The sequence below is a fragment of the Kitasatospora sp. NPDC053057 genome (assembly GCF_044546945.1).
Lineage (GTDB): Bacteria > Actinomycetota > Actinomycetes > Streptomycetales > Streptomycetaceae > Kitasatospora.
The window spans coordinates 132,249-156,962 of sequence record NZ_JBITZP010000008.1 but is presented as its reverse complement, the minus strand read 5'-3'; the positions used below and the strand labels follow the sequence as shown (position 1 = coordinate 156,962).

At 72.7% G+C, this 24,714-nt stretch carries 28 protein-coding genes; 20 read left to right on the top strand and 8 right to left on the bottom strand.

The window, feature by feature from the left end:
* The first annotated feature begins 66 nt into the window (after positions 1–66).
* The 3 genes from ACIG5E_RS11950 (at position 67) to ACIG5E_RS11940 (ending at position 3,777) form a co-directional block, all read left to right on the top strand.
* Positions 67–771, top strand: coding sequence for a response regulator transcription factor (locus tag ACIG5E_RS11950; RefSeq protein ID WP_396533208.1), 705 nt, complete (start codon positions 67–69; stop codon positions 769–771).
* Positions 772–788: 17 nt separating this feature from the next.
* Entirely contained in the window at positions 789–2,213 is a 1,425-nt protein-coding gene (locus ACIG5E_RS11945; protein ID WP_396533266.1) for a sensor histidine kinase, read from the top strand.
* 163 nt (positions 2,214–2,376) lie between these two features.
* Positions 2,377–3,777, top strand: coding sequence for a glycosyltransferase 87 family protein (locus tag ACIG5E_RS11940; protein WP_396533207.1), 1,401 nt, complete (start codon positions 2,377–2,379; stop codon positions 3,775–3,777).
* Positions 3,778–3,926: 149 nt separating this feature from the next.
* Here ACIG5E_RS11940 and ACIG5E_RS11935 read toward each other — a convergent pair whose 3' ends face one another.
* Positions 3,927–4,343 carry an SsgA family sporulation/cell division regulator gene (locus ACIG5E_RS11935; RefSeq protein WP_270146690.1) on the bottom strand — a complete coding sequence of 139 codons (417 nt, stop codon included), beginning with the start codon at positions 4,341–4,343 and terminating at the stop codon, positions 3,927–3,929.
* A 426-nt stretch (positions 4,344–4,769) separates the two neighbouring features.
* Here ACIG5E_RS11935 and ACIG5E_RS11930 point away from each other — a divergent pair, with 426 nt between their 5' ends.
* On the top strand, positions 4,770–6,131 hold the full coding sequence (locus ACIG5E_RS11930) for an RDD family protein (protein WP_396533205.1): 1,362 nt from the start codon (positions 4,770–4,772) through the stop codon (positions 6,129–6,131).
* Positions 6,132–6,233: 102 nt separating this feature from the next.
* Entirely contained in the window at positions 6,234–7,016 is a 783-nt protein-coding gene (locus tag ACIG5E_RS11925; RefSeq protein WP_396533204.1) for an RDD family protein, read from the top strand.
* Positions 7,017–7,050: 34 nt separating this feature from the next.
* On the opposite strand, the gene ACIG5E_RS11920 is transcribed toward ACIG5E_RS11925, so the two are convergent.
* Positions 7,051–7,299 (bottom strand): hypothetical protein, encoded by a 249-nt coding sequence (locus ACIG5E_RS11920; RefSeq protein ID WP_396533203.1) that lies wholly within the window; start codon positions 7,297–7,299, stop codon positions 7,051–7,053.
* 202 nt (positions 7,300–7,501) lie between these two features.
* Between ACIG5E_RS11920 and ACIG5E_RS11915 the strand changes: the two genes are divergently transcribed.
* The 4 genes from ACIG5E_RS11915 (at position 7,502) to mycP (ending at position 11,519) form a co-directional block, all read left to right on the top strand.
* A complete protein-coding gene (locus ACIG5E_RS11915; protein ID WP_396533202.1) occupies positions 7,502–8,200 on the top strand; it encodes an endonuclease V in 699 nt (232 codons plus the stop codon).
* A gap of 96 nt (positions 8,201–8,296) precedes the next feature.
* A complete protein-coding gene (locus ACIG5E_RS11910; RefSeq protein ID WP_396533201.1) occupies positions 8,297–8,737 on the top strand; it encodes a hypothetical protein in 441 nt (146 codons plus the stop codon).
* A gap of 29 nt (positions 8,738–8,766) precedes the next feature.
* Positions 8,767–10,182 carry a hypothetical protein gene (locus ACIG5E_RS11905; protein ID WP_396533200.1) on the top strand — a complete coding sequence of 472 codons (1,416 nt, stop codon included), beginning with the start codon at positions 8,767–8,769 and terminating at the stop codon, positions 10,180–10,182.
* An 86-nt stretch (positions 10,183–10,268) separates the two neighbouring features.
* Positions 10,269–11,519 carry a type VII secretion-associated serine protease mycosin gene (mycP, locus tag ACIG5E_RS11900; RefSeq protein ID WP_396533199.1) on the top strand — a complete coding sequence of 417 codons (1,251 nt, stop codon included), beginning with the start codon at positions 10,269–10,271 and terminating at the stop codon, positions 11,517–11,519.
* 345 nt (positions 11,520–11,864) lie between these two features.
* On the opposite strand, the gene ACIG5E_RS11895 is transcribed toward mycP, so the two are convergent.
* Complete coding sequence (locus ACIG5E_RS11895) at positions 11,865–12,530, bottom strand: NAD(P)-dependent oxidoreductase (protein WP_396533198.1); 666 nt, start codon at positions 12,528–12,530, stop codon at positions 11,865–11,867.
* A gap of 141 nt (positions 12,531–12,671) precedes the next feature.
* On the opposite strand from ACIG5E_RS11895, the gene ACIG5E_RS11890 reads away from it, so the two are divergent.
* The gene (locus tag ACIG5E_RS11890; RefSeq protein ID WP_396533197.1) at positions 12,672–13,055 is read left to right on the top strand and encodes a winged helix-turn-helix transcriptional regulator; all 384 of its coding nucleotides are present in this window, start codon (positions 12,672–12,674) and stop codon (positions 13,053–13,055) included.
* 141 nt (positions 13,056–13,196) lie between these two features.
* Entirely contained in the window at positions 13,197–13,778 is a 582-nt protein-coding gene (locus ACIG5E_RS11885) for a DinB family protein (protein ID WP_396533196.1), read from the top strand.
* A 42-nt stretch (positions 13,779–13,820) separates the two neighbouring features.
* On the opposite strand, the gene ACIG5E_RS11880 is transcribed toward ACIG5E_RS11885, so the two are convergent.
* Together ACIG5E_RS11880 and ACIG5E_RS11875 are read right to left on the bottom strand one after the other, a co-directional pair.
* Positions 13,821–14,261: an RNA polymerase sigma factor gene (locus ACIG5E_RS11880; protein WP_396533195.1), complete on the bottom strand. Its 441-nt coding sequence runs from the start codon at positions 14,259–14,261 to the stop codon at positions 13,821–13,823.
* A gap of 476 nt (positions 14,262–14,737) precedes the next feature.
* Positions 14,738–15,382 carry a hypothetical protein gene (locus ACIG5E_RS11875; RefSeq protein ID WP_396533194.1) on the bottom strand — a complete coding sequence of 215 codons (645 nt, stop codon included), beginning with the start codon at positions 15,380–15,382 and terminating at the stop codon, positions 14,738–14,740.
* A 333-nt stretch (positions 15,383–15,715) separates the two neighbouring features.
* On the opposite strand from ACIG5E_RS11875, the gene ACIG5E_RS11870 reads away from it, so the two are divergent.
* Entirely contained in the window at positions 15,716–16,720 is a 1,005-nt protein-coding gene (locus ACIG5E_RS11870; protein ID WP_396533193.1) for a hypothetical protein, read from the top strand.
* 24 nt (positions 16,721–16,744) lie between these two features.
* On the opposite strand, the gene ACIG5E_RS11865 is transcribed toward ACIG5E_RS11870, so the two are convergent.
* Entirely contained in the window at positions 16,745–17,338 is a 594-nt protein-coding gene (locus ACIG5E_RS11865) for an isochorismatase family protein (protein ID WP_396533192.1), read from the bottom strand.
* Positions 17,339–17,510: 172 nt separating this feature from the next.
* A complete protein-coding gene (locus ACIG5E_RS11860) occupies positions 17,511–18,827 on the bottom strand; it encodes a nicotinate phosphoribosyltransferase (protein ID WP_396533191.1) in 1,317 nt (438 codons plus the stop codon).
* 140 nt (positions 18,828–18,967) lie between these two features.
* Here ACIG5E_RS11860 and clpS point away from each other — a divergent pair, with 140 nt between their 5' ends.
* The 7 genes from clpS to ACIG5E_RS11825 all read left to right on the top strand — a co-directional run bounded on the left by clpS (position 18,968) and on the right by ACIG5E_RS11825 (position 23,793).
* Positions 18,968–19,261 (top strand): ATP-dependent Clp protease adapter ClpS, encoded by a 294-nt coding sequence (gene clpS / locus ACIG5E_RS11855; RefSeq protein WP_030284071.1) that lies wholly within the window; start codon positions 18,968–18,970, stop codon positions 19,259–19,261.
* Positions 19,262–19,344: 83 nt separating this feature from the next.
* On the top strand, positions 19,345–19,917 hold the full coding sequence (locus ACIG5E_RS11850) for a DUF2017 domain-containing protein (protein WP_396533190.1): 573 nt from the start codon (positions 19,345–19,347) through the stop codon (positions 19,915–19,917).
* Between the two features lie 219 nt (positions 19,918–20,136).
* A complete protein-coding gene (locus ACIG5E_RS11845) occupies positions 20,137–21,591 on the top strand; it encodes an amino acid permease (RefSeq protein WP_396533188.1) in 1,455 nt (484 codons plus the stop codon).
* Between the two features lie 69 nt (positions 21,592–21,660).
* Positions 21,661–22,092, top strand: coding sequence for a Mov34/MPN/PAD-1 family protein (locus tag ACIG5E_RS11840; RefSeq protein ID WP_396533187.1), 432 nt, complete (start codon positions 21,661–21,663; stop codon positions 22,090–22,092).
* Between the two features lie 139 nt (positions 22,093–22,231).
* A complete protein-coding gene (locus ACIG5E_RS11835) occupies positions 22,232–22,351 on the top strand; it encodes a putative leader peptide (RefSeq protein ID WP_317621128.1) in 120 nt (39 codons plus the stop codon).
* Between the two features lie 121 nt (positions 22,352–22,472).
* Positions 22,473–22,751, top strand: a complete 279-nt coding sequence (locus ACIG5E_RS11830) for a MoaD/ThiS family protein (RefSeq protein WP_396533186.1) — start codon at positions 22,473–22,475, stop codon at positions 22,749–22,751.
* 73 nt (positions 22,752–22,824) lie between these two features.
* Entirely contained in the window at positions 22,825–23,793 is a 969-nt protein-coding gene (locus ACIG5E_RS11825) for a PLP-dependent cysteine synthase family protein (RefSeq protein WP_396533185.1), read from the top strand.
* On the opposite strand, the gene ACIG5E_RS11820 is transcribed toward ACIG5E_RS11825, so the two are convergent.
* Positions 23,790–24,245, bottom strand: coding sequence for a type II toxin-antitoxin system PemK/MazF family toxin (locus tag ACIG5E_RS11820; RefSeq protein WP_396533184.1), 456 nt, complete (start codon positions 24,243–24,245; stop codon positions 23,790–23,792). The two genes, ACIG5E_RS11825 and ACIG5E_RS11820, sit on opposite strands and share 4 nt — an antisense overlap.
* Before the next feature lie 189 nt (positions 24,246–24,434).
* Between ACIG5E_RS11820 and ACIG5E_RS11815 the strand changes: the two genes are divergently transcribed.
* On the top strand, positions 24,435–24,623 hold the full coding sequence (locus ACIG5E_RS11815; RefSeq protein ID WP_396533183.1) for a MerR family transcriptional regulator: 189 nt from the start codon (positions 24,435–24,437) through the stop codon (positions 24,621–24,623).
* Positions 24,624–24,714: the final 91 nt, after the last annotated feature.

Genomic DNA, 24,714 nt, shown 5'->3' with positions numbered 1-24,714 from the left:
GGACCCGCACCGGACCCACCCCTGAGGTACAGACCACTGCCCGCCGATGGCGTACCGTGCAGGTCCATGGCAACAGTGCTCGTGGTCGAGGACGACCCCTTCGTACGGTCCGCGCTCATCCGCCACCTGACCGACAGCGGTCACGCGGTCCGCAGTGTGGGCACGGCCTTGGAGGCGCTGCGGGAGGTCGCCCAGGTCGGCTGCGACCTGGTGATCCTGGACCTGGGCCTGCCCGATCTGGACGGCAGCGAGGCGCTCAAGATGATCCGGGGCCTGACCAACGTCCCGGTGATCATCTCCACCGCGCGGGACGACGAGGCGGAGATCGTCCGGCTGCTCAACGACGGCGCCGACGACTACCTGGTGAAACCTTTCTCCGGGGAGCACCTGAGCGCCCGGATGGCCGCCGTGCTGCGCCGGCTCGGCGGCGGCGCAGCACCCGTCGCCCAGGTGCTGCGGGTCGGCGGACTCGCCATCGACCTCCAGCGGCGCGAGGCCGTCCTGGACGGGCGGGCGCTCGACCTGACCCGGCGTGAGTTCGACCTGCTGGCCTTCCTGGCGGCCCGGCCCGGCGTCGTGGTGCCGCGCAAGGAGATCCTCGCCGAGGTCTGGCGGCAGACCTACGGCGGCGACCAGACCATCGACGTCCACCTCTCCTGGCTGCGCCGCAAACTCGGCGAGACCGCCTCCGACCCCCGCTACCTGCACACCGTCCGGGGCGTCGGGGTCCGACTGGAGGCCCCCGCCGGCCCCGCGGAGCACCGGACGTGAAGCGGTTCGCGCACTCGCTGCGCTGGGCCCTGATCAAGGCCGCGGTGGCCGGAACCACCATGGTCGCGCTGGCCTTCCTGATCCCGCTCGGCCTGATGGTCCAACAGACCGCCCGGGACCGGGCGTTCACCGCCGCCGAACGGCAGGCCGCGGCGCTCGGGCCGGCGCTGGCGATCACCACCGACCAGGACGCCATCGACCGGGCGCTGGCCAGCACCGACGCGGGGGCGCAGGGGCGGATGGCGGTGCACCTGCCGGTGCCGGCCGGGGCGGTGGACACCGGGGAAGCGGGTGTCGAGGGCCCGGGCGGGCCGACCATCGGGGAGGGGCGGGCCGCCGCGGCGGACGTGGCCACGGCCGGCGGCCAGGGCCGGGCCTTCACCGTCGCCGTGCCCGGCGGCTACGCGCTGCTCCAGCCGGTCGCGGTGGACACCGGCCGGACCGCCGTGGTCGAGGTGTTCGTCGCCGAGAGCGACCTCACCCGGGGCGTCTCCACCGCCTGGCTGGTGCTCTCCGCGGTCGCGCTCGGCCTGGTCGCCATCTCGGTGCTGGTCGCCGACCGGATGGGCGGCCGGATCGTCGCCTCCGCCCGCCGGCTCGCCGCCGCCGCCCGCTCGCTCGGCGCCGGGAACCTCGCGGTGCGCGTCCCGGTGGAGGGCAAGCAGATCGACGGCAGCCCCGAGGAACTGCGCGAAGCCGCCCACGCGTTCAACACCATGGCCGACCGGGTGGTCCAACTCCTCGCCGCCGAACGTGAGTTGGCCGCTGACCTGTCACACCGGCTGCGCACCCCGCTGACCGTGCTGCGCCTCAACGCCGCCTCGCTCGGCGACGGCGACGCGGCCGACGCCACCCGGCACGCGGTGGCCCAACTCGAGCGCGAGGTCGACCAGATCATCCGCTCCGCCCGTCGCGCCCCCGAGGACTCGCCTGCCGTCGCGGTCGGCTGCGACGCCGCCGAGGTGATCCGCGAACGGGTCGGCTTCTGGTCCGCGCTCGCCGAGGACGAGGGCCGCCGCTGGCAGCTGGCCGGCGCCGAGCGCCCCGCGCCGGTGCCCGTCCAGCGCGGCGACCTGGCCGCCGCCGTCGACGCGCTGCTCGGCAACGTCTTCCGGCACACCGCCGTCGGCACCGCCTTCTCGGTGGACGTCCTGGCCACCGACCGCTCGGTGATCGTGCTGGTCGGCGACGCCGGCCCCGGCTACCGTGACCCGGCCGCCGCCCTCAAGCGCGGCGAGGGCCACGGCGGCGAGGGCTCCACCGGCCTCGGGCTGGACATCGTCCGCAAGCTCGCCGAGTCCACCGGCGGGGACCTCGCGCTCGGCCGCTCCGCCGTGCTCGGCGGCGCGGAGACCCAGCTACGGCTGCGCACCCGCCCGGAGGAGGCCTCGCCCGCCCGGGCCGGGCGGCGGCGGAGCCGGGGCGCGCTGTTCCCGAGGTGACCGAGGCCACCGGTGATCGGCGTCAACGCCGTCCGTGCTCCTCCGCAGTCGAGCGAGGCCGGTCGGGGCGCTTTCGTCACTTTGCGTAGTCGATCGCGCCCAGGACGGGACCGGTCGCATCCGGTATCGTCGCTGGTTGGCCGAGCGGTGGACGGAGTGGACAGTGACAGCGGTGCAAGACGAGCGCAGCCCGGTGCGGGCCGTACCCGCCCCTTCGCCCGCCCGCCTGTCCGACCGGCTGCGGATCGCGCTCGGTGCCCCCGTGCGGGCGCTGCGCGAGGCCCCCCGCCGCCCGATGCTGGTGGCCTCGTCCTTGGCGTTGCTCTCGCTGGTCGCATACGCAGTGGTCCGCCACTTCGTCCACACCTCGATGGTCGACATGATCGTCTACCGGGCCGAGGGTGCCGCCGTCGCCAACGGCAACGACCTCTACGCGCTGCGCGTCACCGAGTGGAACCTGCCCGCGACCTACCCCCCGTTCGCGGCGATGCTGTTCGTCCCGACCACCTGGTTCCCGATCGCCTTCCTCCGGGTGGCGATCACTCTCGGCAACCTCGGGCTGCTCGCCCTGATGGCCCACCTGTCCTTCAAGCTGGTCGGCTGGCCGCGGCGTGAGCTGCGGCCGATCGGCGTGGTCCTGATCACCGGCCTCGGCGTCTGGCTCGAACCCGTCTTCACCACGCTCCGGTACGGCCAGATCAACCTCGCCCTCGGCTGCCTGATCCTCTGGGACCTCACCCGCTCGGACGGGCACCGCGGCAAGGGCCTGGCGATCGGCATCGCCGCGGGCATCAAGCTCACCCCCGGCCTGTTCGCCGTCTACCTGCTGATCACCGGCCGGGTCCGGGCCGCCTTCACGGCCGGCCTCACCTTCCTCGGCACCTTCCTGATCGGCACACTCTTCCTGCCCGACGCCACCTGGGGCTTCTGGACCAAGTACCTCTACGACTCCTCCCGGGTCGGCAAGACCGAGATCGTCGACAACCAGTCGCTGCGCGGCGCCTTCGCCCGGCTGCTGCACACCGCGAACCCCGGCATCCTCGCCACCCTCGGGGTCGCCCTGGTCGCCATCGCGGGCCTCGCCATCGCCGCCTGGGCCGCCCGCAGCGGCCGCTGGCTGCCCCGGTCCGAGGCCTGGGGAGTCTGCGTCGCGGCCGTCACGGCCGTGCTGATCTCGCCGATCAGCTGGACCCACCACTGGGTCTGGTGCGTCCCGATGCTCGTCCTGCTCGCCGCGGAGGCCTCCGTCGAGCACGCCCGCCCCGCCGCGGTCCGCCGACTGCGCTGGCGGGCCGCCTTCTGGGCCACCCTGCTCGCCTTCCTGTCCTTCGCGATGTGGGCGGCGAAGCCGCTCGGCGCGGCCGTCCTCCACATGTCACCGCTGCGCCAGCTGCCCACCTCGATCTATCCGTGGGTCGGACTCTGCTTCCTGCTCGCCGCCGCCATCCGGATAAGGGCACGGCGGCGCTCCGCCGGTGCCCCGCTCGTCTGGCTGCCCGGACAGCGCGACGGCGGCGGCCCGGACGCCGCCCGCGGTCGTCAGCAGGCCCCCGCGGCCCGCTGAGCCGGCGGGGGCGCCGTCGCTCCTGCCCTCCACGCTCGTGTCGGCCCCCCGGTCACGGGTGCGCCGGTGCTCCTGCGCGGACCGGAGTTCCCGGGCGTCGCGGAGTTCCTGGACGTACCAGTGGACGCTGCGGCGCACGACCGGCACGCCTACGCGAGCAGCTCGGCGAGCGAGCCGTCCATGTCGACGGCGGCCAGCTCGCTGCCCGGCGGGACCAGCCGGTGCGCCCGCTCCAGCCAGGCCGCGACGGCCGGCAGCGGCGCCTCCAGCAAGGCGTCCCCGGCGGGCGAGCTCAGCGCCAGGCACAGCACGCTGCGCCGGCCCGAGCGGGTCGGCCAGATCCGTACGTCGCCCTGGCCGCACGGGCGGAAGGTGCCCTCGACCAGCAGCTCGCGGGCGAACACCCAGGTCACCGGGGAACCGGTGTCCAGGTGGAAGGTGATGTACACCGCGTACGGGTCGTGGCTGCCGTAGGTCAGCCGGGCCGGGACGGGGACGCTGTGCTCCGGGGAGAGCACCAGGTTCAACTCCAGTTCGTGCTCCACGACGCTGACGGGGCGGTCCATGATCGTCTTCCTCTCTGCCTTCGGTTCGTGCCCGGTTCCGGGCCCTGTGACCTTTGAGAGGGCGGTCCGCCCCGGCTCTTACACGCGTTTCCGGGATTTCTCCGGGAAGTTCCGGGAGGGGTGGTGAACGGCGGGGGTGCGGCGCGCGGGCGCCCCCCGCGCGCCCGGTTCTTTACCCCGGGCGGCCGTCCGCTGTCCGGGGAATCCCCAACTTCCCGTCGGCACCCCGGCGAGGTACTACCCTTTGTGACTGTCCGGCGACTGTCCGCCCTCGATAGCGCCGCCATGCGCGCCGGGCGCCCCGGGGTGTGCGCGGGCGTGCCGCCGTTCGATTCGGTTCAACCTGTTTCGACCCGTTCCGGCCTGCTGATGGCCAGGCGGCCCCCAACCGCCCCTCGTCAGGACCTGACAGGAGAGAAGACCCCCATGACGGACCGCCCCTTCGCCGCCGACGGCGACCCGGCCGTCGCGCCCGAGCCCGGCTACTACCCCGACCCCTCCATCCCGGGCTTCGTCCGGTACTGGGGCGGCTCGGCCTGGGTGCCGGGCACCACCCGGCCCGCGCCCGCCGAGGGCGAGCTGTTGCAGCCGCCCCGGTTCGCCACCCGGCGGCCCACCCCCGACATGGCGGCGACGCGGGCGGTGCCGCCGCCGGTGATGCCCGTGCCGGTGCCGCCCGAGCGTTCGGACCTGCCCATGGTGGTGTCCGCGCCTTCGCTTGCGCCGTCGCTGTCCCGGGATGTTCCGGGCCCCGGCGACACCGGGCCGGTGTACCTCGACCAGACCACGGGCGGGGCGTCCTTCGTGGTCGGGCCACGGGTCGCGGAGGCGATCGGCGGGCCGGTGTTCCGCGCCGTCGAGCCCACGGCGGAGGAGGCTGCCGGGGGCTTCGGGGCCTCCGGATGGCAGGCGGATCCCCAGGAGCAGCGGGGTCTGATGGAGACGGGCGGGGCTCCGCGCTGGGTCTCCTGGGGGGTGCTTCCGGGGGCGCCCGAGGAAGAGGAGGGGCGCGCAGAGGCGGAGCGCGCACCTGTTGCCGTTGAGGTCGCCGCGGCCGTCGCGCCGGCCATGGCGGTGGCGGTTCGCGAGGCGCCGGCGCCGGTCGAGGTCGCCATGGCGCTGCCGGTGATCGAGGTGGCGGTCGAGCCCGAGGAGCCGCCTGCCCCGGCCCGCGCGGCGGTCACCCCGGCCGAGGTGCCCGCCCCGGCGTCCGGGTCGGCTGCGCCTCCGGCCGCCGCGCTGCCCGTGGTGCGGCCGGCCCGGGAGGCCGCCGTCCGCCGCCGGTCGGCGGCTCCGGTGCCCGCCGGACTGGGGCGGCGGCTGGCGGCCCGGGCGGTGGACACCGCGGTGCTGCTGGTGGTCGCCGTCGCGGCCGGGATCCCGCTCGGCAGCTCGGTCTCCGACCACCTCCAGCAGAAGGTCGACCAGGCCAAGATGGCCAGCTCCCTCACCCGCCGTCAGGTCCAGGTCTGGCTGGTGGACGACGTGGTGCTGGGCAAGCTCGCCGCCCTGCTCGGCATCCTGCTGTTCGTCAGCCTGGTCTACGAGGTGCTGCCGATCGCCCGGACCGGCCAGACCTTCGGCAAGCGACTGGCCCGGATCCGGGTGGTGGACGCCACCGCCCCCGGCGGCCGGACCCGGTTGAGCCTCGGCCGCTCGCTGCTGCGGTGGCTCGTCCGGCAGCTCGGCGTGGCGCTGCTGCTCGGCCTGGTCTGGCCGCTGTTCGACCGTCCGGCGCGGCGCGGCTGGCAGGACCGGGCGGCCCGGACCCGGGTGGTCCGCGGCTGAGGGCGCCGCACCCGGGTGCGCCCGGTGCCCGGGCGGGTCGGCGGACGGCAAAACGGACAAAATGTCCCAAGTCTTGAGAATGTGTGATGTTCTACTCGGGGGATGAGCACCCACGACCCCTCAGGCCCCCAGCCGGAGGGGGGCGGTCAGCCCTCCTCCGACAAGCGGCCCCCCACCCCGGGCGGCGGCACGCCGGAAGGCGAACCGCCGCGCCCCACCCCGTCCGACGAGCCCTTCGACGGCCCGTCCGGCACCCCGTCCGAAGGCCCGTCCGAGGGCCCGTCCGGCACCCCGCCCGAGGGCCCCGGCGCCTACCAGGGCAGCTACGGCGGACCGACCTACGGTCAGAACCAGTACGGCCGACCGCCCTACGGCGGACAGCCGAACGACCAGCCCCCGCCCGGCTACGGCACCGGCCCCAGCATGTACGGCACCCCCGGCGGCGGCCCCGTCCCCGGCATGCCCCCCATCGGCACCTGGCCCAAGCGGATCCTCGCCCGCCTCATCGACTACGTCCTCATGCAGGCCGTCGGCGTCATCATCGTGGGACCCTTCGTCGACCTCGGCACGCGCCAGGGCACCACCGAGGCCTTCTGGCTCGGCTGCGCCATCTACCTCGTCTACGAGGCCCTGATGCTCGGCCGGGACGGCCAGACCCTCGGCAAGAAGGCGATGAAGATCCGCGTCGCCATGCTGGTCGACGGGAACCCGCCCACCCAGGCCGCCGCCTGGACCCGGGCCGCCGTCTACATCCTCCCGGCCGTGATCTGCTGCGCCGGCCTGTGGTGGATCATCGACGGCCTGTTCGGCGTCTTCGACAAGCCCTACCGGCAGTGCGTCCACGACAAGGCCGCGAAGACCGTGGTGGTCACCACCGAGATCTGAGCGCGGCAGCGGGACGACGACGCCCGGCGGCGGATCAGCGCTGCCGGGCGTACTCGTGCCCGGCCGCGGCCGGGGAGGCGCCGGAGCCGTCGGCGACCGCGGCCGAGCGGGCCGAGACGGACACCGAGAGCACCGTCACCACCGTGCCGAGCGCCAGCGCGAAGGCCACCAGCACCGCCACCTCCAGGATGCCCGAGGCGCCGGACACGGCCAGCAGTGCCACCGCGGTGGCGACGACGGTGAACGAGCCGAGGCAGAACTGGGCAGCGGACGGACGCGGCATGGCGAGAGGTCCTTCGCACGTCGGGGGGAACGGGCGGGAATGGTGCCGACTCCAGGAGCCGTACCCGGTAAGGGAGTTCGGTACGACCAGGCTAGCCTGCGGGGTCAGGGGCACAGGGGGCGCACGGGCTCACCCCGGGGTCGTCCGCACCTCTCGGTACGGTGGAGCCCGACCGACACCACGCAGACCGGGGGAACCGACCGTGCCCATCCCCGCCGACTGGCCCACCACCGAGGCCCAGGCGCTCGCCGAACAGGAACGGCTGCGGCCGCTCGTCCGGGCCGTCGACGACGACGCCCCCTGTCGGCTGATCGCCGGAGTCGACGTCGCCTACGACGACGACCGCGACCTCGTCGCCGCCGCGGCCGTACTGCTCGACCGGGACACCCTGGACGTCGTCGAGGAGACCACCGCCGTCGGCCGGATCGCCTTCCCGTACATCCCCGGACTGCTCGCCTTCCGCGAACTCCCCGCCGTCCTCGACGCGCTGGCCGCCCTCACCCGCACCCCCGACACCGTCGTCTGCGACGGCTACGGCCTCGCCCATCCGCGCCGCCTCGGCCTCGCCAGCCACCTCGGCGTCCTCACCGGACTGCGCACCCTCGGCGTCGCCAAGACCCCCTTCACCTTCGACCACCACGACCCCGACCCGGACCGCGGCTCCTGGACCCCGCTCACCGACCCCGCCACCGGCGAGGAGGTCGGCCGCGCCGTCCGCACCCGGCCCGGGGTCAAGCCCGTCTACGTCTCCGTGGGCCACCGCATCGGCCTCGACACCGCCGTCCACACCACCCTCGACCTCGCCCGCCGCTACCGGCTGCCGGAGACCACCCGGCACGCCGACTCCCTCTGCCGCCGCGCCCTCACCGAAGCCCAGCGCACCCGGACGCCCGCGAACTGACCGTGCACCGGGCGGGATTCGGGCCCGGTGTGTTAGACATGAGACACCGGGGCCGGGGCCCCGAACGCCAGGAACGGACGCACGGGGGGCGCCGCAATGGGATCAGGGACCGGATCGACCGGCGGAGCCAACCAGGGCTACCGGGTCGAGATCGAGCAACTGCGCACCTTCGCCGGCCAAGTGCGGCTGCTGCTCAAGGAATTCGAGAAGGACGCCAACGGCAACGCCACCCACGGGCGCAGCGGCATCGGCAAGAACGCCTTCGGAACCTTCGCCGAGGCCACCGAGATCCACGGCCGCTACAGCACCATGCGGGACGCGCTGCGCGACGTGCTCAACCAGCTCCAGGGCGCCATCAACGACGCCCAGCGCAACGCCGAGCTGACCGCGACCAACTACGAGGAACACGACCAGCACGTGGCCACGAAGCTCAAGCTCGCCGACGACGGCTGGTCCGTGGCCCAGCCCTCGGCCGCCAGCGAGGCCGCCTACCAGGCGAACCAGGTCCCGTCCCAGCGCGGCAACGCCACCATCTGACCCACCATCCGACCGGAGGTGAACCACCCGTGGTCTACACCGACTTCACCAAGTACAGCCATGCCGATCTCCGCAAGATGGCACAGGCCCTCGACCCCGGCGCGGTGATGGCCGCCGGCGACCCCTGGCGCAAGGCGGCGACCACCCTCAAGGAGATCCGCAAGACCCTGACCACGGTCAGCACCGAGGCGGCCACCACCTGGGAAGGAACGACGAGCGACTCCTTCCACACCTCCATGCTCACCCTCGCCGCCAACATCAACGAGGCCGCCGCCTACGCCAACGACGCGGCCAACACCCTCCACAACATGTCGGAGGCGATGGCCAAGGCCAAGCGCGACATGCCCGAGGAACCCGGCAACTGGGACAAGTTCAAGGACACCGTCGGCGACCTCGTCAGCACCGAGGACGACCACATCCAGATCACCGACCGGAAGAAGGCCGAAGCAGCCGCCGTCATGCAGACCCTCGCGATGCACTACCGCATCGCGACGCCGGCCTTGAAGGCTCCGCCGCTGCCGGACTCCAAGCCGCGCAATCCGGGGACGTTCGATGACGTCCGCGACGTTGGATCACAGGACCAGAGCAATGCGGCAGCGGCGGCGGCCGCGATGATCTCGGGTACCTCGTTCGGAGCTACGGGGACATCGGGGCGAGCGACGAGCGGACCCTTGTCGAGGCGATCGACGGTCTCCGCACCTCCGGCGGAGGCTCGTTCCGCGTCGAGAACTACGCCTGCCCTGACCGATTCGGGGATCAAGGGGGGTACAGCGCAGACATCGCCGAAGTCGTCGACCACAGCGACTCGTGGCCCCGGTGCGGACATCTCGGGCACCCCAGTGTCGCGTCCGAGTGGAAGTGTTCCGAGCCCAATTACGTCCGGGACCCAGACATCTGGCCTGAGCACCACGTCGCCCGTGAGCTCCACGAGCGGACCGATCGCCGGTGGCGGTGGGCAGACGATCGCCAGTCCTGGGGGGCCTGCGGTACTGGGTGGGCCGGTCGGGACTGGCTTCGGGCAGGGCAAGTCGGGATTTGGTGGCAAGGAGTTCCCCGGCGGTGCGACACCACTGGAGGGAACGGGTCCCGGGGCGGGCCGAACCGTCGGTGGTGGCGGCACGGTCTATCCGGGCGTCGGCGCCAAACAGGCGGGCGGTTCTGGAGCCCGGCCCGGTGGCGCAGTCCGCGAGACGCCGCCTCCGGAGGCCGGAGCGCGCGGCAAACAGGCCTTCACAGAAGGCGGATCCGGACTGGGAGCTCGTAACCGGCTCAGTGCCGAATCTGGAGCCCGTAGCACGGGCGTCATGGCGCCCGGTATGCCGATGAGTGAAGCCCAGCGTCGCAAGAAGGACCAGGGAAAGGACGGCAAACGACCGGACTACCTCGTCGAGGACGAGGAGACCTGGGCGTCGGACAAGCCGGCGAATCCGAACGTGGTGGAATGAGGCGGGTCCGTAAGCGGACGGGTGATCTGATCGCGTCCCGCAGATCGGTGATCTGCGGGACGCCTCGTTGAGTGGGGTGACCGGGTTTGACGAGCCGCCTGATGGCGCGTGGTACGGCGGTCTTTGCCGTCGGGGCGCTGGTCTGGAGTGTCGCCGCGCCGTCGGCATCGGCTGACCAGATCAGGGACCATCAATGGGCTCTGAAGACCTTCGAGGCCGAGGCCAAGGTCTGGCCGGTCAGCCAAGGCGACGGGGTGGTCGTTGGCGTGATCGACACAGGGGTGAACCAAGATCACCAGGACCTGACCGGGCAGGTGCTACCTGGGGCTGACTTCTCCAGCGGCAAGACGGACGGTCGTGTGGACACGGATGGCCACGGTACCGGGATGGCGAGCCTCATCGCGGGGCACGGGCACGGCGCACAAGCAGGGGTGATGGGCCTGGCCCCGAAGGCGAAGATCCTGCCGGTAAAGGTGGGGACGGAAGGTGATGGTTCCGCTCCTCAGCAGACCGGGTTCGCGGACGCGATCCGCTTCGCGGTGGACCACGGTGCGCGGGTAGTCAACGTGTCCCTGGGAGGGAGTTTTCGCCTCGATTCGGATCTACGGGAAGCCGTCAACTACGCGGTCTCGAAGGACGTCGTGTTGGTCGCAGGCGTCGGTAACTTCGGTGAGGATCCGGAGGGTGTTCGGTACCCCGCAGCCTTCCCCGGCGTGGTGGCAGTCGGAGCAGTGGACTCCAAGGGGAGCGTGTGGGGCCGTTCCACACCAGGCCCTGAGACCACGCTCGTCGCGCCTGGTGCGGATATCTACCGTGCCACTGCCAAGTCTTCGACAAGTTACGGAGCCGGAGACGGTACCTCTGATGCCACCGCCTACGTCTCGGCCACTGCCGCACTGATTCGGTCCAAGTACCCGAACCTGACCGCAGGTCAGGTCATCAACCGGATGATCAAGTCGGCCACCCCTCCTGCCAACGGGACAGTGGTGCCGAACAATCACTACGGCTATGGGACCGTCTCGCCCGCGAAGGCGCTGGACCCGAACCCCGCCGTGGACAACGGGCCGAAGGACAACCCCCTGGCGAAGCGGCCGGAGTCGAAGGGCACGCCGCAGATCGACGAGGACAGCGACGCGACGGACCAGCCCTCCGTGGTCCCCGAAGCCGGCTCCGGCGGCGGGGGCAGCGACAACACCGGTTTGGTGATCGCCGCCGCAGCCGCCGGTGCCGTGGTGATCGGCGCATCCGCAGCCGCGGTGGTGATGGCGCGGAGGCGCAAGCGTGCCGCCGTGCCGCCGTACCCGCCGCAGCCGCCCTACGGCGGGCCCGGTCGGTGAGTGCTGAGCCAGTCGTCGCGTAGGGCGGCCATGTGGAGGGCGTCCCAGTAGCGGTCGTCCCAGTGGTGGGCTTGGCGGGCGCGGCCTTCGAGGGTGAACCCTGCCTTGGTGTAGGCGCGGGCGGCGCGTTCGTCGTACTCGAAGACTTCGAGGTGGACGCGGTGGAGGCGACGGTGGCGAAGGCGTGGCGCAGGACGAGCAGGGTGGGTTCGGTGCCGATGCCGCGGCCGGTGCTGTCTGGGGTGAGGGCGATCCGGTAGGCGGCGGAGTTGTTGTGGGTGTCCAGGGGGACGAGGCGGACCATGGTGCCCAGGATGTCTGCCGGGGTCCGGTTCGGGCAGGGACTTATTCGGCGACGGCGATCTGCTCCCGGTGGTGGGTGGGGGTGGTGAGTTCGTCGACGAGGGCGACGGCGAGGTCGGCCTGGGCGATCCGGGGGCCGAGGACGTGGGGGCCGCCGACCCGGTAGCGGCCGGTGCCGGGGGCGGTGCGGTCGAGGTCCATCGGCGGGGTGACGACGACCCAGTCGAGGGTGGCGGGGGAGTCGTGGAGCAGGTCGAGGGCGGCGGAGTGGCCGAGCGAGAAGGTGCGGTAGGCCTCCGGGAATTCGGGATGGTCGTGGACGGCGACACCGGGGGCGGTCTGCAGGGTGGTGGCGACGCCGACGCTGAGCAGGCGGAGGACGCCGGCCTGGCCGAGGCCGCTGACGAGTGCCGTGGTGGCGGCGCGGTAGAACTCGCCGGAGGGGGTGTCGGGGGTGTAGACGGAGGCGACGGCGGCGGGGTGCCCGGGGGCGGTGGCAGCGATGGCGGCCGGGTCGGTGATGTCGCAGCGCACCAGGGTGACGCCGTCGGCGGCGAGGTCGGCGTGGCGCTCGGGGTCGCGGACGGCGGCGGTGACGGTGAGGCCGCGTCGGCGGGCTTCGGTGACGACGGCGCGGCCGACCTGTCCGCCCGCGCCGTAGACGATGACGTCCGCGCGGTGCTGTGGCCGGGGTGTGGTGCTGGTCATGGGGGGTCTCCGGTGTGTCGGTGGCGGGCCTCTCGCCCGCCGTTGCCGTGACGGTAGACCGGGGGGTGCCGGTTACTTCAACGGAACCGGATCGAGCGGAACCGGCTTCATCGGACCCGGCCGCCCGGGTACGGTCGGGGGATGACGCAGACCGTGCCGGCGCCGCTGCCGGCGGATTTCTTCCCGGCCGGCTGTCCGGTGCAGTCCGTGCCGGTGCTGGGCAGCCGGAAGTGGGCCTGGCGGATCATCCGCTGTCTGGAGGGCGGCCCGCGCCGGTTCTCCGAGTTGCGGGTGCCGTTGGCGGGCATCACCGCGAAGGTGTTGGCGGAGTCGCTGCGTTCGATGGAGCAGGACGGTGCGGTGGTGCGCACGGAGTACGCCGAGAACCCGCCGCGGGTGGAGTACGCGTTGACGCCGCTGGGCCGGACGCTGCTCGGGCCGATGGACGCGATGTGCGACTGGAGTCGCGAGAACCTGGGGAGCCTGCTGGCGGCCCGGCTGGAGTACGAGCGCGCGGAGCACTGAGCGGATCCGGCAGCGGTCAGCCGGTCAGCCGGCCAGGCAGCCGAGCAGCCGGTCGGCCGGGAAGGCCGCTGGCAGCATTTCGGTGGTCGCTGGCGCCTCTGCCGCTGGTCGGCCGGGGTGCGGGGCGGCGATGCTGGGCCCATGAGCACTCCTGAGAACCCCGTGAGCCCCGCCGACGTGAGCCCCGCCGACGCGATCGTCCCCGACACCAAGGACTGGACCTGGGTGCTGGAACGTTCCTGCCCCGACTGCGGGTTGGACACTCCGGCGGTGGCCGCCACGGACGTCGCCGGGATGGTCCGGGACAACGCGCGGAGCTGGCTGGCGGTGCTGGCGGGCGACGAGGACGGGCTGCGCCGGCGGCCGAGCCCGGAGGTCTGGTCGGACCTGGAGTACGCCTGCCACGTCCGGGACGTCTTCCGGCTGTTCCTGGTCCGGCTGAACCTGATGCTCGATCAGGACGGGCCGCTGTTCCCGAACTGGGACCAGGACGAGACGGCGGCCGCCGAGCGCTACTGGGAGCAGCGGCCGCAGGTGGTGGCTGGGGAGCTGGCGGAGGCCGGGGAGGCGCTGGCGGCGGCGTTCGAGGCGGTGTCGGACGAGCAGTGGCGGCGGACCGGGGACCGTAGTGACGGGGCACGGTTCACGGTCGAGTCCTTCGCCCGCTACCTGATCCACGACCCGGTGCACCACCTGTTCGACGTGACGGGCGCGCGCGTCTGAGGTGTCTGAGGTGTCTGAGGCGGCTCAGGCGGCCGGGGCGGGTCACCAGCCGGAGGCCTCGTGCAGCATGGTGCGCCGGAGCCGTCCGGCGACGCTGGCGGTGTCGGTGCCGATGACGTCGGCGATCTCGGGGGCGGCGAGGCCGACGACGTAGTGCAGGATCGCCAGGTCGTCGTCGGCGGGGTGGCGGTCCGGGACGGGGGTCTCCTGTCGGGTGTGTTCGACGACGGTGCCGCGCAGGATCTGCCAGGCGAGCGCGGTCGGGTTCGGGCTGGTGAGCAACTCGCGCCACTGGACGGCGATTTCGGCGAACGCCTGTTGGACGGCGATGGCCGCGTCGGCGTGCTCTTTCAGCCACACCCGGGCGTAGCTGAGGTACCGGGGGCGGTGGAGTTCGCAGAAGGCCGCGAACTCCAGCGGTACGTCCTCCGGTTCGCCGGGCCCCGGGGGAGGCTCGGCGGCGCTCGTGTGACGTTTGGTCATCTCGTCTTCTCGGCAAGGGAGATGGACTTCTGAGGGTCGATCATCTGTGCTCACTCTACGGTAGGCCCTCGGTGCGCTGGGTGACCAATCTGATGGGATGCCCGGAATCCGTCGACGCTCGGCCGGTTCCGTTGGCGATCGGTGCGGCGCGGCGGCGGTACTGCCGGTCGGGGGCCGGTCGGGGGAGTGCTGCGCAGTGGTGCGGGGGGCGTAGGTGCGAGCGTGTCGCGGCTGGTCAGAGGGTGTAGGACGGCAGTGGTCGCACGGCAGTTGAGGTGCCACCGTAGGGCCTGACGGGGTCGGCGTCCACGCCCAGGGCGCGAAGTCGCGCCCGCGCAACCGCCTGCGCAACCGCACTCACGGCGGCGCACTCACGGCGGGGGTTGCGCCGGGGCGGGTGGGGGTGGGTGCGTCGAGTGCGCCCCGGCGGCTCGTGGCGACCGGGGCGCGGGTCGGGGCGGCGCGGTGCCGCCCGGTCAGGAGTTCGGGAGGGCCTCCGTGGGGGAGATCAGGTCGTGGGCGGCGCGGCCGCGTTCGACCTGGGCGGGGAAGGACTCGACGGCCCGGCGGCGGGCCAACTGGGCGGCTGCGCCCGCCGCGGCAGCGGCTCCCGTCGCGGCCTCCTCGCGCTCGCACCGGTGGGTGCCGGGAGCCCCGACGGTGTGCGCACCTGCCGCATGGGCACCGGCGGTGTGCGCACCTGCCGCATGGGCCCCGGGGGCGTGCCCGCCGCCCGGGTGCGCCCCTCCGGTGTGCGTCGCGCCCGGGTGCGCCCCCGTCGTGCGCCGTCGGCGCCCGAGCGCGATCCGCTCGGCGTGTTCCTCGGCCGCCTGTCTAGCGGCCAGGTAGGCCTGCACGGCGGCCATGCCGTAGACCGGCTGGATGAGCTGGTGCCCCTTGAAGAAGGGTCTGGCCGGGGCGAATCCGGCGGCGACCACCAGGTCGCGGATCTCTGCTATCTCGGCCTCGCTCCGGGCGGTGAAGCGGACCTCCCAGCCCTTCTTGTACGTATGGCCCTTCTCACCGCTGCGGCGGGCCGGGTCCGGGCGGCGGACGTATCCGGGCAGACGGCCGAGGCGGAGCTGGGCCGCGCGGAGGCCGGCGGTCTCGTCACGTGACATGACGTAAGCCTAGGCAATCCCGGAGGTGCGATTGACGCCCGGAGGGTCCCTCGCCGTATGCCCTTGATCACTGTGGGTCAGGCGGCCAGGTTGGCGGACGTTTTCGATCAGATCCGATAGCCATATGAACGTCATTTACTCCAAATGGGTGAGGGTATGGGGACTTTAGTGCAGGCTGATCCCGGTTTCACGACGGTTGGGTAACAGTGCGTCAGGCCGTGTCACGCGGGCCGCGGGGGTTGGGGATGGTGTCCGCATGAGCGAACGCAGTGAGCGAATCATCGAGATGCACGCATGGGCGAATGCCCCTGTCGAGCGTAGCGAGGCGGGCGCATGAGCTACCGGATCCCCACGCCGCCGCCTTCCCTGGAGGAGCTGGCGAAGCGTCAGCAGAACGTCGTCACCGCGAGCCAGCTGCGCGCCCGGGGCGTGCCGGCCCGGGTCATCACCGAGCACTGCCGCCGGGGCGGCCCCTGGCAGCGACTGCTGCCGCGGGTCTACCTGCTGCAGTCCGGCGAGCCCACCCCGGAGCAGCGGATGTGGGCCGCGCTGCTGTACGCGGCGCAGAACGGCCGGGAGGAGGGCCGCCGCGAGGGCGCGGTGATCACCGGCGCGGCCGCGCTGGCGCTGTACGGCTTCGCCACCGTGCCCCGGCTGCCCGCGGTGACCGGGGTGGACGTCCTGGTGCCCCGCCAGCGCCGGCTCAAGGACGCGGGCGACGTGCGGATCCTGCGCACCGAACGGGAGTTGGTGGCCCGCTCGGTGCACGGCTTGGCCTGTGCGCCGGTCGCCCGGGCGGTCGCGGACGCGCTGTGCGAGTGGACGGCGGACGGGGACGCGGCGGTGCCGGTGCGCGAGGTGCTGCGCGAGGCCGTCGCCCGCCCGGAGATCCGGTGCACGGTACGGGAGTTGGCCGCCGAGCTGATCGAGTCGGGCCTGACCGGGGAGCCCCGGGTGCGCGCCGCGCTGGATGAACTCCTCGCCGCCGAGCGGGACTTCGTCCTGGAACAGGTGGACCGGCTGGTGGACGAGTGGCTGCTGCCGGCCCCGCTGGCCGGTCCGGAGCTGCGGATGCGCGGCGGCACCTACATCGGCATCCCGGACCTCTACTGGCCGGAGCGCGGGGTCGCGGTGGAGGTGGACTCGGACCTGCGCTGCGTCAGCGAGGGCGAGGCCGCCTGGGTGCGCGGCGGACAGCACCGGATGGAGTACCTGGGCATCCGCGTGGTGTACGTCTCCGGCGCCCGGCTGGCCGCCGACCCGGAGGCGGTCGGCGGTGAGCTGCGCGAGGCCTACCGGGCCGGCGGGACGGACGTGGTGGAGCTGCTGGTGGTCTGACGCCGCCCGTGCCCCGTGGACGGCTCAGGACGGACGGACCACCGGTTCGCCGACCAGCTCGACCCCGGCCGCCCGCAGCTCCTCCAGCGCGGCGGCGGTGGTCTCCGGCGACACCCCGGCGGTGAGGTCGAGCAGCACCCGGGTGGTGAAGCCGGCCCGCGCGGCGTCCAGGGCGGTGGCCCGGACGCAGTGGTCGGTGGCGATGCCGACCACGTCGATCTCGTCGACCTGCCGCTCGCGCAGCCACTCCACCGGGCCGCGGCGGTTCTCGTCCAGTCCCTCGAAGCCGCTGTAGGCCGCCGAGTAGGCGCCCTTGTCGAAGACCGCCTCGACCGCCCCGGAGATCACCGCGGGCGCGAAGTTGGGGTGGAAGCCCACGCCCTCGGTGCCGGCCACGCAGTGCACCGGCCAGCTGGAGACGTAGTCCGGCTCGGCGGAGAAGTGCTCGCCCGGGTCGACGTGGTGGTCGCGGGTGGCGAGGATGTGCTGGTAGCCGGGGGAGGACCCGGCGATCAGGTCGGTGATGGCGGCGGCCACCTCGGCGCCGCCGGCGACGGCCAGGCTGCCGCCCTCGCAGAAGTCGTTCTGCACGTCGACGACGATCAGTGCCCGGTGCATGGCTCGCATCCTCGGATGTGGGGGGCGGTGCGCCCCGGTGGCGGGTCCTCGCGAACGCCGGACGGCGCGGGAGGGACTCCAGGGGAACTCTACGGCTGACTCTAGGCAGTGGTGCGCGGCGGCGGAAGGTCCGCGACCCGCCGCCGGGCCGCGCGCACGCCCTCGGGGCGGATCAGTCGATCAGCTCGGTGGGGATGACCGGGTCGCCCTTGGAGAGCTGGGTGGCCGACAGCGGCAGCGCCGCGCGGGCCCGGATGTGCCGTTCGCGGGCGGCGGTCAGCGGCTCGCGGCCGACGGTCTCGCCGGCCAGCACCAGCGGCACCTGCATCAGGTGCGGCCGCAGCTCGTCCGGGACCGGCCCGGTGCCGATCACCTCGGCCTCGGCGATGCCCTCGGCGTCGGGCCGGCGGGCGGCCCACTTGCGGCCGCCGATGCTGGTCTTGCCGCCGGCCGCGCGCTTGGCGACCGGCACCAGCGGGCCGTCCGGGGTCTCGGCGCGGGCGACGAGCTTGTAGACCATCGCGCAGGTCGGGTGGCCGCTGCCGGTGACCAGGCTGGTGCCGACGCCGTAGCCGTCCACCGGGGCGGCGGCGAGGGCGGCGATCGCGTACTCGTCCAGGTCCGAGGTGACGATGATCCGGGTCTTCTCGGCGCCAAGCTCGTCCAGCTGACGGCGGACCCGGTGGGCCGCCAGGATGAGGTCGCCGGAGTCGATCCGGACCGCGCCCAGCTCGGGGCCGGCCACCTCGACGGCGGTGCGGACGGCCTCGCGCAGGTCGAAGGTGTCGATCAGCAGGGTGGTGCCCCGGCCCATCGAGTCGATCTGCGCCCGGAAGGCGTCCCGCTCGCTGTCGTGCACCAGGGTGAAGGCGTGCGCGGAGGTGCCGGTGGTCGGGATGCCGTGCAGGAAGCCGGCCTCCAGGTCGGAGGTGGCGGCGAAGCCGGCCACGTAGGAGGCCCGGGCGGCGGCGACCGCGGCCTGCTCGTGGGCCCGGCGGGCGCCCAGTTCGATCACCGGACGGCCGCCGGCCGCGGCGGTCATCCGGGAGGCGGCGGCCGCGACCGCCGAGTCGAAGTTGAGGATGGACAGGATCACCGTCTCCAGGATCACCGTCTCGGCGAAGCTGCCCTCGACGGTGAGCACCGGCGAGCCGGGGAAGTAGACCTCGCCCTCGGGGTAGCCGTGGATGTCGCCGCGGAAGCGGTAGTCGGCGAGGAACCGCAGGGTGTCGTCCTCGACCACGCCCTGGTCGGACAGCCAGTCCAGCTGGGCGGTGTCGAAGCGGAAGTTCTCGACGGCGTCCAGCACCCGGCCGGTGCCGGCCATCACGCCGTAGCGGCGGCCGCTGGGCAGGCGTCGGGTGAACACCTCGAAGGCGGAGCGGCGGTGCGCGGCCCCGCTGCGCAGGGCGGCCTGCAGCATGGTGAGCTCGTAGCGGTCGGTGAGGAGCGCGGTCGACCCGGCCGCGCGCACTGAAGTGGCGTCCATGCGGATGATGCTACTACCACTTAGCGTCAGAGTGACGATTTCTCGTGACGAGAGCAGGGCCGGAATCGCCCGGGTGTCCCCCGGATGGCAGCATGGGCCATGAGGAGTCACGGACGAGTGTGCAACGAGGAGGCCCGGCGGTGAGTGTCGCGCCCGTGGAGATCGAGCGCCCGGAGGTCGAAGGACAACCGGTGACCGAGCCGGACACGCCCTGGGTGACCATCGTGCACAACGACCCGGTCAACCTCATGAGCTACGTCCAGTACGTCTTCCAGGCCTACTTCGGGTACCCGAAGGACAAGGCGCGGAAGCTGATGATGGACGTGCACACCAAGGGCCGGGCGGTGGTCTCCAGCGGCTCCCGCGAGGAGATGGAGCGGGACGTCCAGGCGATGCACGGCTACGGCCTGTGGGCGACGCTGCAGCACGACTGACCGCCCATCCGGCGCACAGTGACTGACCGCCCGCCGGTCCGGCGGCGCGGCCGAAGACGACGAAGACGGGCTGACCGATACAGATGGCTGGGTTGTTCGAGAGTGCCGGCGGCGGTGGCGCGGCGATCGCGCTGGACGAGGTGGAGGCCTCCATCCTGCGGTCGCTGGAAGTGCAGATGCTGGAGCTGATCGGCCCCGGCCCGGGCGGGGACGGCGACGACCCGCTGGCGGCGCTGTTCGCCGAGGGCCCGAGCGAGGCGCCCGCCGACCCGGCGCTGGCCCGGCTCTTCCCGGACGCCTACGGCGACCCGTCCACGCCGGCGGACGAGGAGATCAGGGCCGCCTCCGGTGAGTTCCGCCGCTACACCGAGCTCGACCTGCGGGCCCGCAAGCGGGACGACGCGCTGCAGGTGGTCCGGGCGCTGGACGGCCTCGGCGGCGCCGGGGTGCTCAAGCTGGCCGCCGCCGACTGCCTGCACTGGCTGGGCGCGCTGAACGACCTGCGGCTGACCCTCGGGGTGCGGCTGGAGGTCTCCGAGGAGGACGAGCAGGGCCTCTACGAGCTGCCGGACGGTGACGAGCGCAAGCCGCTGGTGATGGCCTACCTGTGGCTGGGCGCGCTCCAGGAGTCGCTGCTGGAGGCGATCACCGACTGACCTCGGGGCGGTTCCCCCCACTCTCCCGGGTGATCCTGCCCGCTTTCGGGCAAGCCCCGGCCGTTGCGTCCAGCATGTGGACGATCGGCCGGGGCATTTTCGCACAAATCGGGCAAAACATAGCAGGTCATGCTCAAATATCGCTCAGATGAACACCGCTATCCGGATCGTGCGTGGTACGACTTCTCCCCACAAACGAGACCCACCAGGACGGTGACCATGGCCGAGCAGATATACGACCAGGTGGTCGACGCGAAACCGGACGAGGAGGGGTACGAACGAGGGCTGGGCAGCCGCCAGATCCAGATGATCGCCATCGGCGGCGCGATCGGCACCGGCCTCTTCCTCGGCGCCGGCACCGCCATCTCCAAGTCCGGACCGAGCCTGATCCTGTCCTACGCGGTGGCCGGCCTGGTGATCTTCGCGATCATGCGCGCCCTCGGCGAACTGCTCACCTACCGCCCGGTCTCCGGCAGCTTCGCCGAGTACGCCCGCGAGTTCCTCGGCCCCTTCGCCGGCTACGTCACCGGCTGGACGTACTGGCTGTTCTGGGTCGTCACCGGCATGGCGGAGACCACCGCCGCCGCCGTGTACGTCAAGTTCTGGGCGCCCGGCATCCCGCAGTGGGCCAGCGCGCTGACCTTCCTGGTCATCCTCTACGCGGCCAACCTGATCTCGGTGAAGCTGTTCGGCGAGATCGAGTTCTGGTTCTCCATGGTCAAGGTCACCGCCATCATCGGCATGATCCTGATCGGCATCGGCGTGCTGACCCTCGGCTTCAGCAAGGCCGGTGACACCGCGTCGATCACCCACCTGTGGCAGGACGGCGGCTTCTTCCCCAAGGGCATCGGCGCCACCGTGATGACCCTGCAGATCGTCATGTTCGCCTACCTGGGCGTCGAACTCGTCGGCGTCACCGCGGGCGAGAGCGAGAACCCCGAGAAGACCCTGCCGCGCGCCATCAACACCCTGCCCTGGCGCATCGCGCTGTTCTACATCGGCGCCCTGGTGGTCATCCTCTCGCTCGTGCCGTGGCGCGAGTTCCAGCCCGGCGTCAGCCCGTTCGTCGCCGCCTTCGGCAAGATCGGCATCCCGGCCGCGGCCGGCATCATCAACTTCGTGGTGCTCACCGCCGCGCTCTCCTCCTGCAACTCCGGGATGTACTCCACCGGTCGGATGCTGCGCGACCTCGCCCTGCGCGGCCAGGCGCCCGGGCGGCTCACCAAGCTCAACAGCCGCCGCACCCCGGCCTTCGCGATCACCCTCTCCTGCCTGCTGATGGGTGCCGGCGTGGTGCTCAACTACCTCGTCCCGGCACGGGCGTTCGAGTACATCACCTCGGTCGCCACGGTCTGCGGGCTGTGGACCTGGGCGATGATCCTGATCTCCCAGATCCGCTACCGCAAGGCCTGGAGGGCCGGCCACCTGCCGCCGCCCACCTTCAAGGCCCCCGGCGGCGCCTGGGTCAGCTGGGCCGCCCTCGCCTTCCTGGCCATGGTCGTGGTGCTGATCGCCCTGGACAAGGACAACCGGATCTCGCTGTACGTCTTCCCGGGCTGGGCCCTGCTGCTGGTGATCGGCTACCAGGTGCTCAAGCGCCGCAACCCGGGGGCCGTCCACGGCCCCGCGCACGACCACCTGCACGCCGGCGGCGAAAACGTGGACGCCCGCTGACCGAGCCTCGGACGCCCCGGCGCCTGGACATCTGTACGGGGCCTGCCGGGGCGTGTCTATCCTGACCACATGCTGACCATCACCCGAGAACTCCGCGACCGGATCGTGGCCCACGCCCGCGCCGACCACCCGGACGAGGCCTGTGGCGTGGTCGCCGGACCGGCCGGCAGCGGCCGGCCCGAGCGGTTCATCCCGATGCTCAACGCGGCCCGCTCGCCCACCTTCTACGAGTTCGACTCGGGCGACCTGTTCAAGCTCTACCGCGAGATGGACGACCTGGACGAGGAGCCGGTGATCGTCTACCACTCGCACACCGCCACCGAGGCCTACCCCTCCCGCACCGACGTGAGCTACGCCTCCGAGCCGTTCGCCCACTACGTCCTGGTCTCCACCGCCGACGGCAACGGCGAGGACGACCCCTACCAGTTCCGCTCGTTCCGCATCGTGGACGGCGAGATCACAGAGGAAGACGTCCAGGTCGTCGAGGCCTACCCGGCCTGACCAGCACCCACCTGGACCCGGCCCGCCGACCCGCCGCGAGCGGTCGGCGGGCCCGCGCCGTCTCAGCATCGGAAACGACAACATCCGGATCACGAGACGGGCATGTCGGAGCGGGCCCGGGAATCTATACGATGAGCCCATGCGTTCCGTCGATGTGAGCAACCAGGCCCCGGGCACCCGCCTCGTGGCGCGCCTGCACATCGACCTGTGCCGGCACGCCGGCGCGATCTGTCCCGGCACGCCCGCGCGCTCGCGCTGAGAGCCGCCCCGCCCCACCCGGGCCCCGCCGCCTCCCCGGCGGCGTCGAGCCCCGGGCACCCTCCGCCCCGCCGCGCCCGCTGCGGCCCACCCACCTCCACGACTCGCACAGGAGCGCACCCATGGCCATCGAGGTCCGCATCCCGACCATCCTCCGCACCTACACCGACGGCGCCAAGGCTGTTGAGGGCAACGGCAGCAACCTCGGGGAACTCTTCACCGACCTCGACGCCCGCCACCCGGGCATCGCCGCCCGCCTGGTCGAGGGCGGCGAGCTGCGCCGCTTCGTCAACGTCTACCTGAACGACGAGGACGTCCGGTTCCTGAAGGGCATCTCCACCGCCCTCGCCGACGGCGACAGCGTCACCATCCTGCCCGCCGTGGCCGGCGGCGCCCGCTGACCTCCCGGTGCCCCCGCCCGGCGGCGGGGGCACCGCCCCTCTTCACCCTCACCGCCGTGGCCGGAGGCCTCCCTTGCGATACGACAGTCCGCTCGAAGCCGTCGGCAACACCCCGCTGGTCCGCCTGCCGCGGCTGTCCGCCGCCGTCCCCGGCAACGACGAGGGCCTGGTGAGCCTCTGGGCCAAGCTGGAGGACCGCAACCCCACCGGCTCGATCAAGGACCGCCCCGCGCTGCACATGATCGAGCGCGCCGAGGCCGACGGCCGGCTCACCCCCGGCTGCACCATCCTGGAGCCCACCAGCGGCAACACCGGCATCTCGCTCGCCATGGCCGCCAAGCTCAAGGGCTACCGGATGGTCTGCGTGATGCCCGAGAACACCAGCGAGGAACGGCGCGAACTGCTCCGGATGTGGGGCGCCGAGATCATCTCCTCCCCGGCCGCCGGCGGCTCCAACACCGCCGTCCGGATCGCCAAGGAGATCTCCGCCGAGCACCCCGACTGGGTGATGCTCTACCAGTACGGCAACCCCGACAACGCGGGCGCCCACTACACCACCACCGGCCCCGAGATCCTCGCCGACCTGCCGACCGTCACCCACTTCGTGGCCGGCCTCGGCACCACCGGCACCCTCATGGGCGTCGGCCGCTACCTGCGCGAGAAGGTCCCCGGCGTGAAGATCGTCGCCGCCGAACCGCGCTACGACGACGTGGTGTACGGGCTGCGCAACCTCGACGAGGGCTTCGTGCCCGAGCTGTACGACGCCGAGGTGCTCACCACCCGCTTCTCGGTCGGCTCCGCCGACGCCGTCCGCCGCACCCGCGAACTCCTCCAGCAGGAAGGCATCTTCGCGGGCGTCTCGACCGGCGCCATCCTGCACGCCGCGCTCGGCGTCGGCCGCAAGGCGGCGGCCGCCGGGGAGCGCGCGGACATCGTCTTCGTGGTCGCCGACGGCGGCTGGAAGTACCTGTCCACCGGCATCTACACCGCGGAGTCCACCGAGGCGGCGGTCGAGGCCCTGCAGGGCCAGCTCTGGGCCTAGCTCCGCTGCAGGGCCCGCTGGGCCCGGGCCCAGACCTGCCGGTCCACCGTGCCGGCCCGGCGGCGGAAGGCCGACAGCGGCACCTCGCGCAGCTCGTCGGTCTCCAGCCAGCTGGCCCGGCCCTGCCGGTCGCCCACCGAACCGGGCGGCAGCGGCAGTACACCCGGGCGCTCGGCGTGGTGCTTGCTGGTGATCTTGGCGACGGTGGCGGCCCGGCCGTGCACCCGCAGCACCAGGCAGGGGCGGTCCTTGGAGCCAGGGCCGTCCTCGAACGGCACCTCCGCCCACCAGATCTCCTGCGGCTCCGGGCCGGCCTTGGTGCCCGGACGCGGCCGCGGGCCGGTCGGACCGGTCGGGCGCGACGCCGGGCGGGTGCGCCCCGCCAGCACCACGGCGACGGCGGTGACGACGGCGACGGCCGCCACGGCCAGGACCACCCAGATACCAGTCATGCGGCGAACCGTACCGGGCCGGTGGTGAACGCCACCACCGTGACGGCCGTGACAGTCCGGCATTTGTCCGCGCCTTGCTCCCGGTTCGTCACGGAACCGCCACGACGCCCGTTCTGTCCGCTACGCCCCGGTGCCGCCCGGACAGGCTGCTTCACGAACGTCCGCCCCCGTCCCCCCGGAGGTGCCCTCGTGAGTAGCAGTGAACTCTGGTCGTACGCCGAGATCGCCCGGCACATCAACGTCCAGCCCGAGACCGTCCGCAACTACCGGCGGCACGGGCTGCTGCCCGACCCGGACGTGATCGACGGCAACGGACACCCCCGCTGGTACCCCGACACCATCTGCGCCTGGGCCCGCAACCGCCCCCGGCACCGCTGATTCCACCGCGCCGCCCCCGCCCCGGCGGTCTGGGTGATTCCAGCCACAGCCCGGCACGGGGACGGGGGCAAAGTGCCGGTCCGCCCTTACC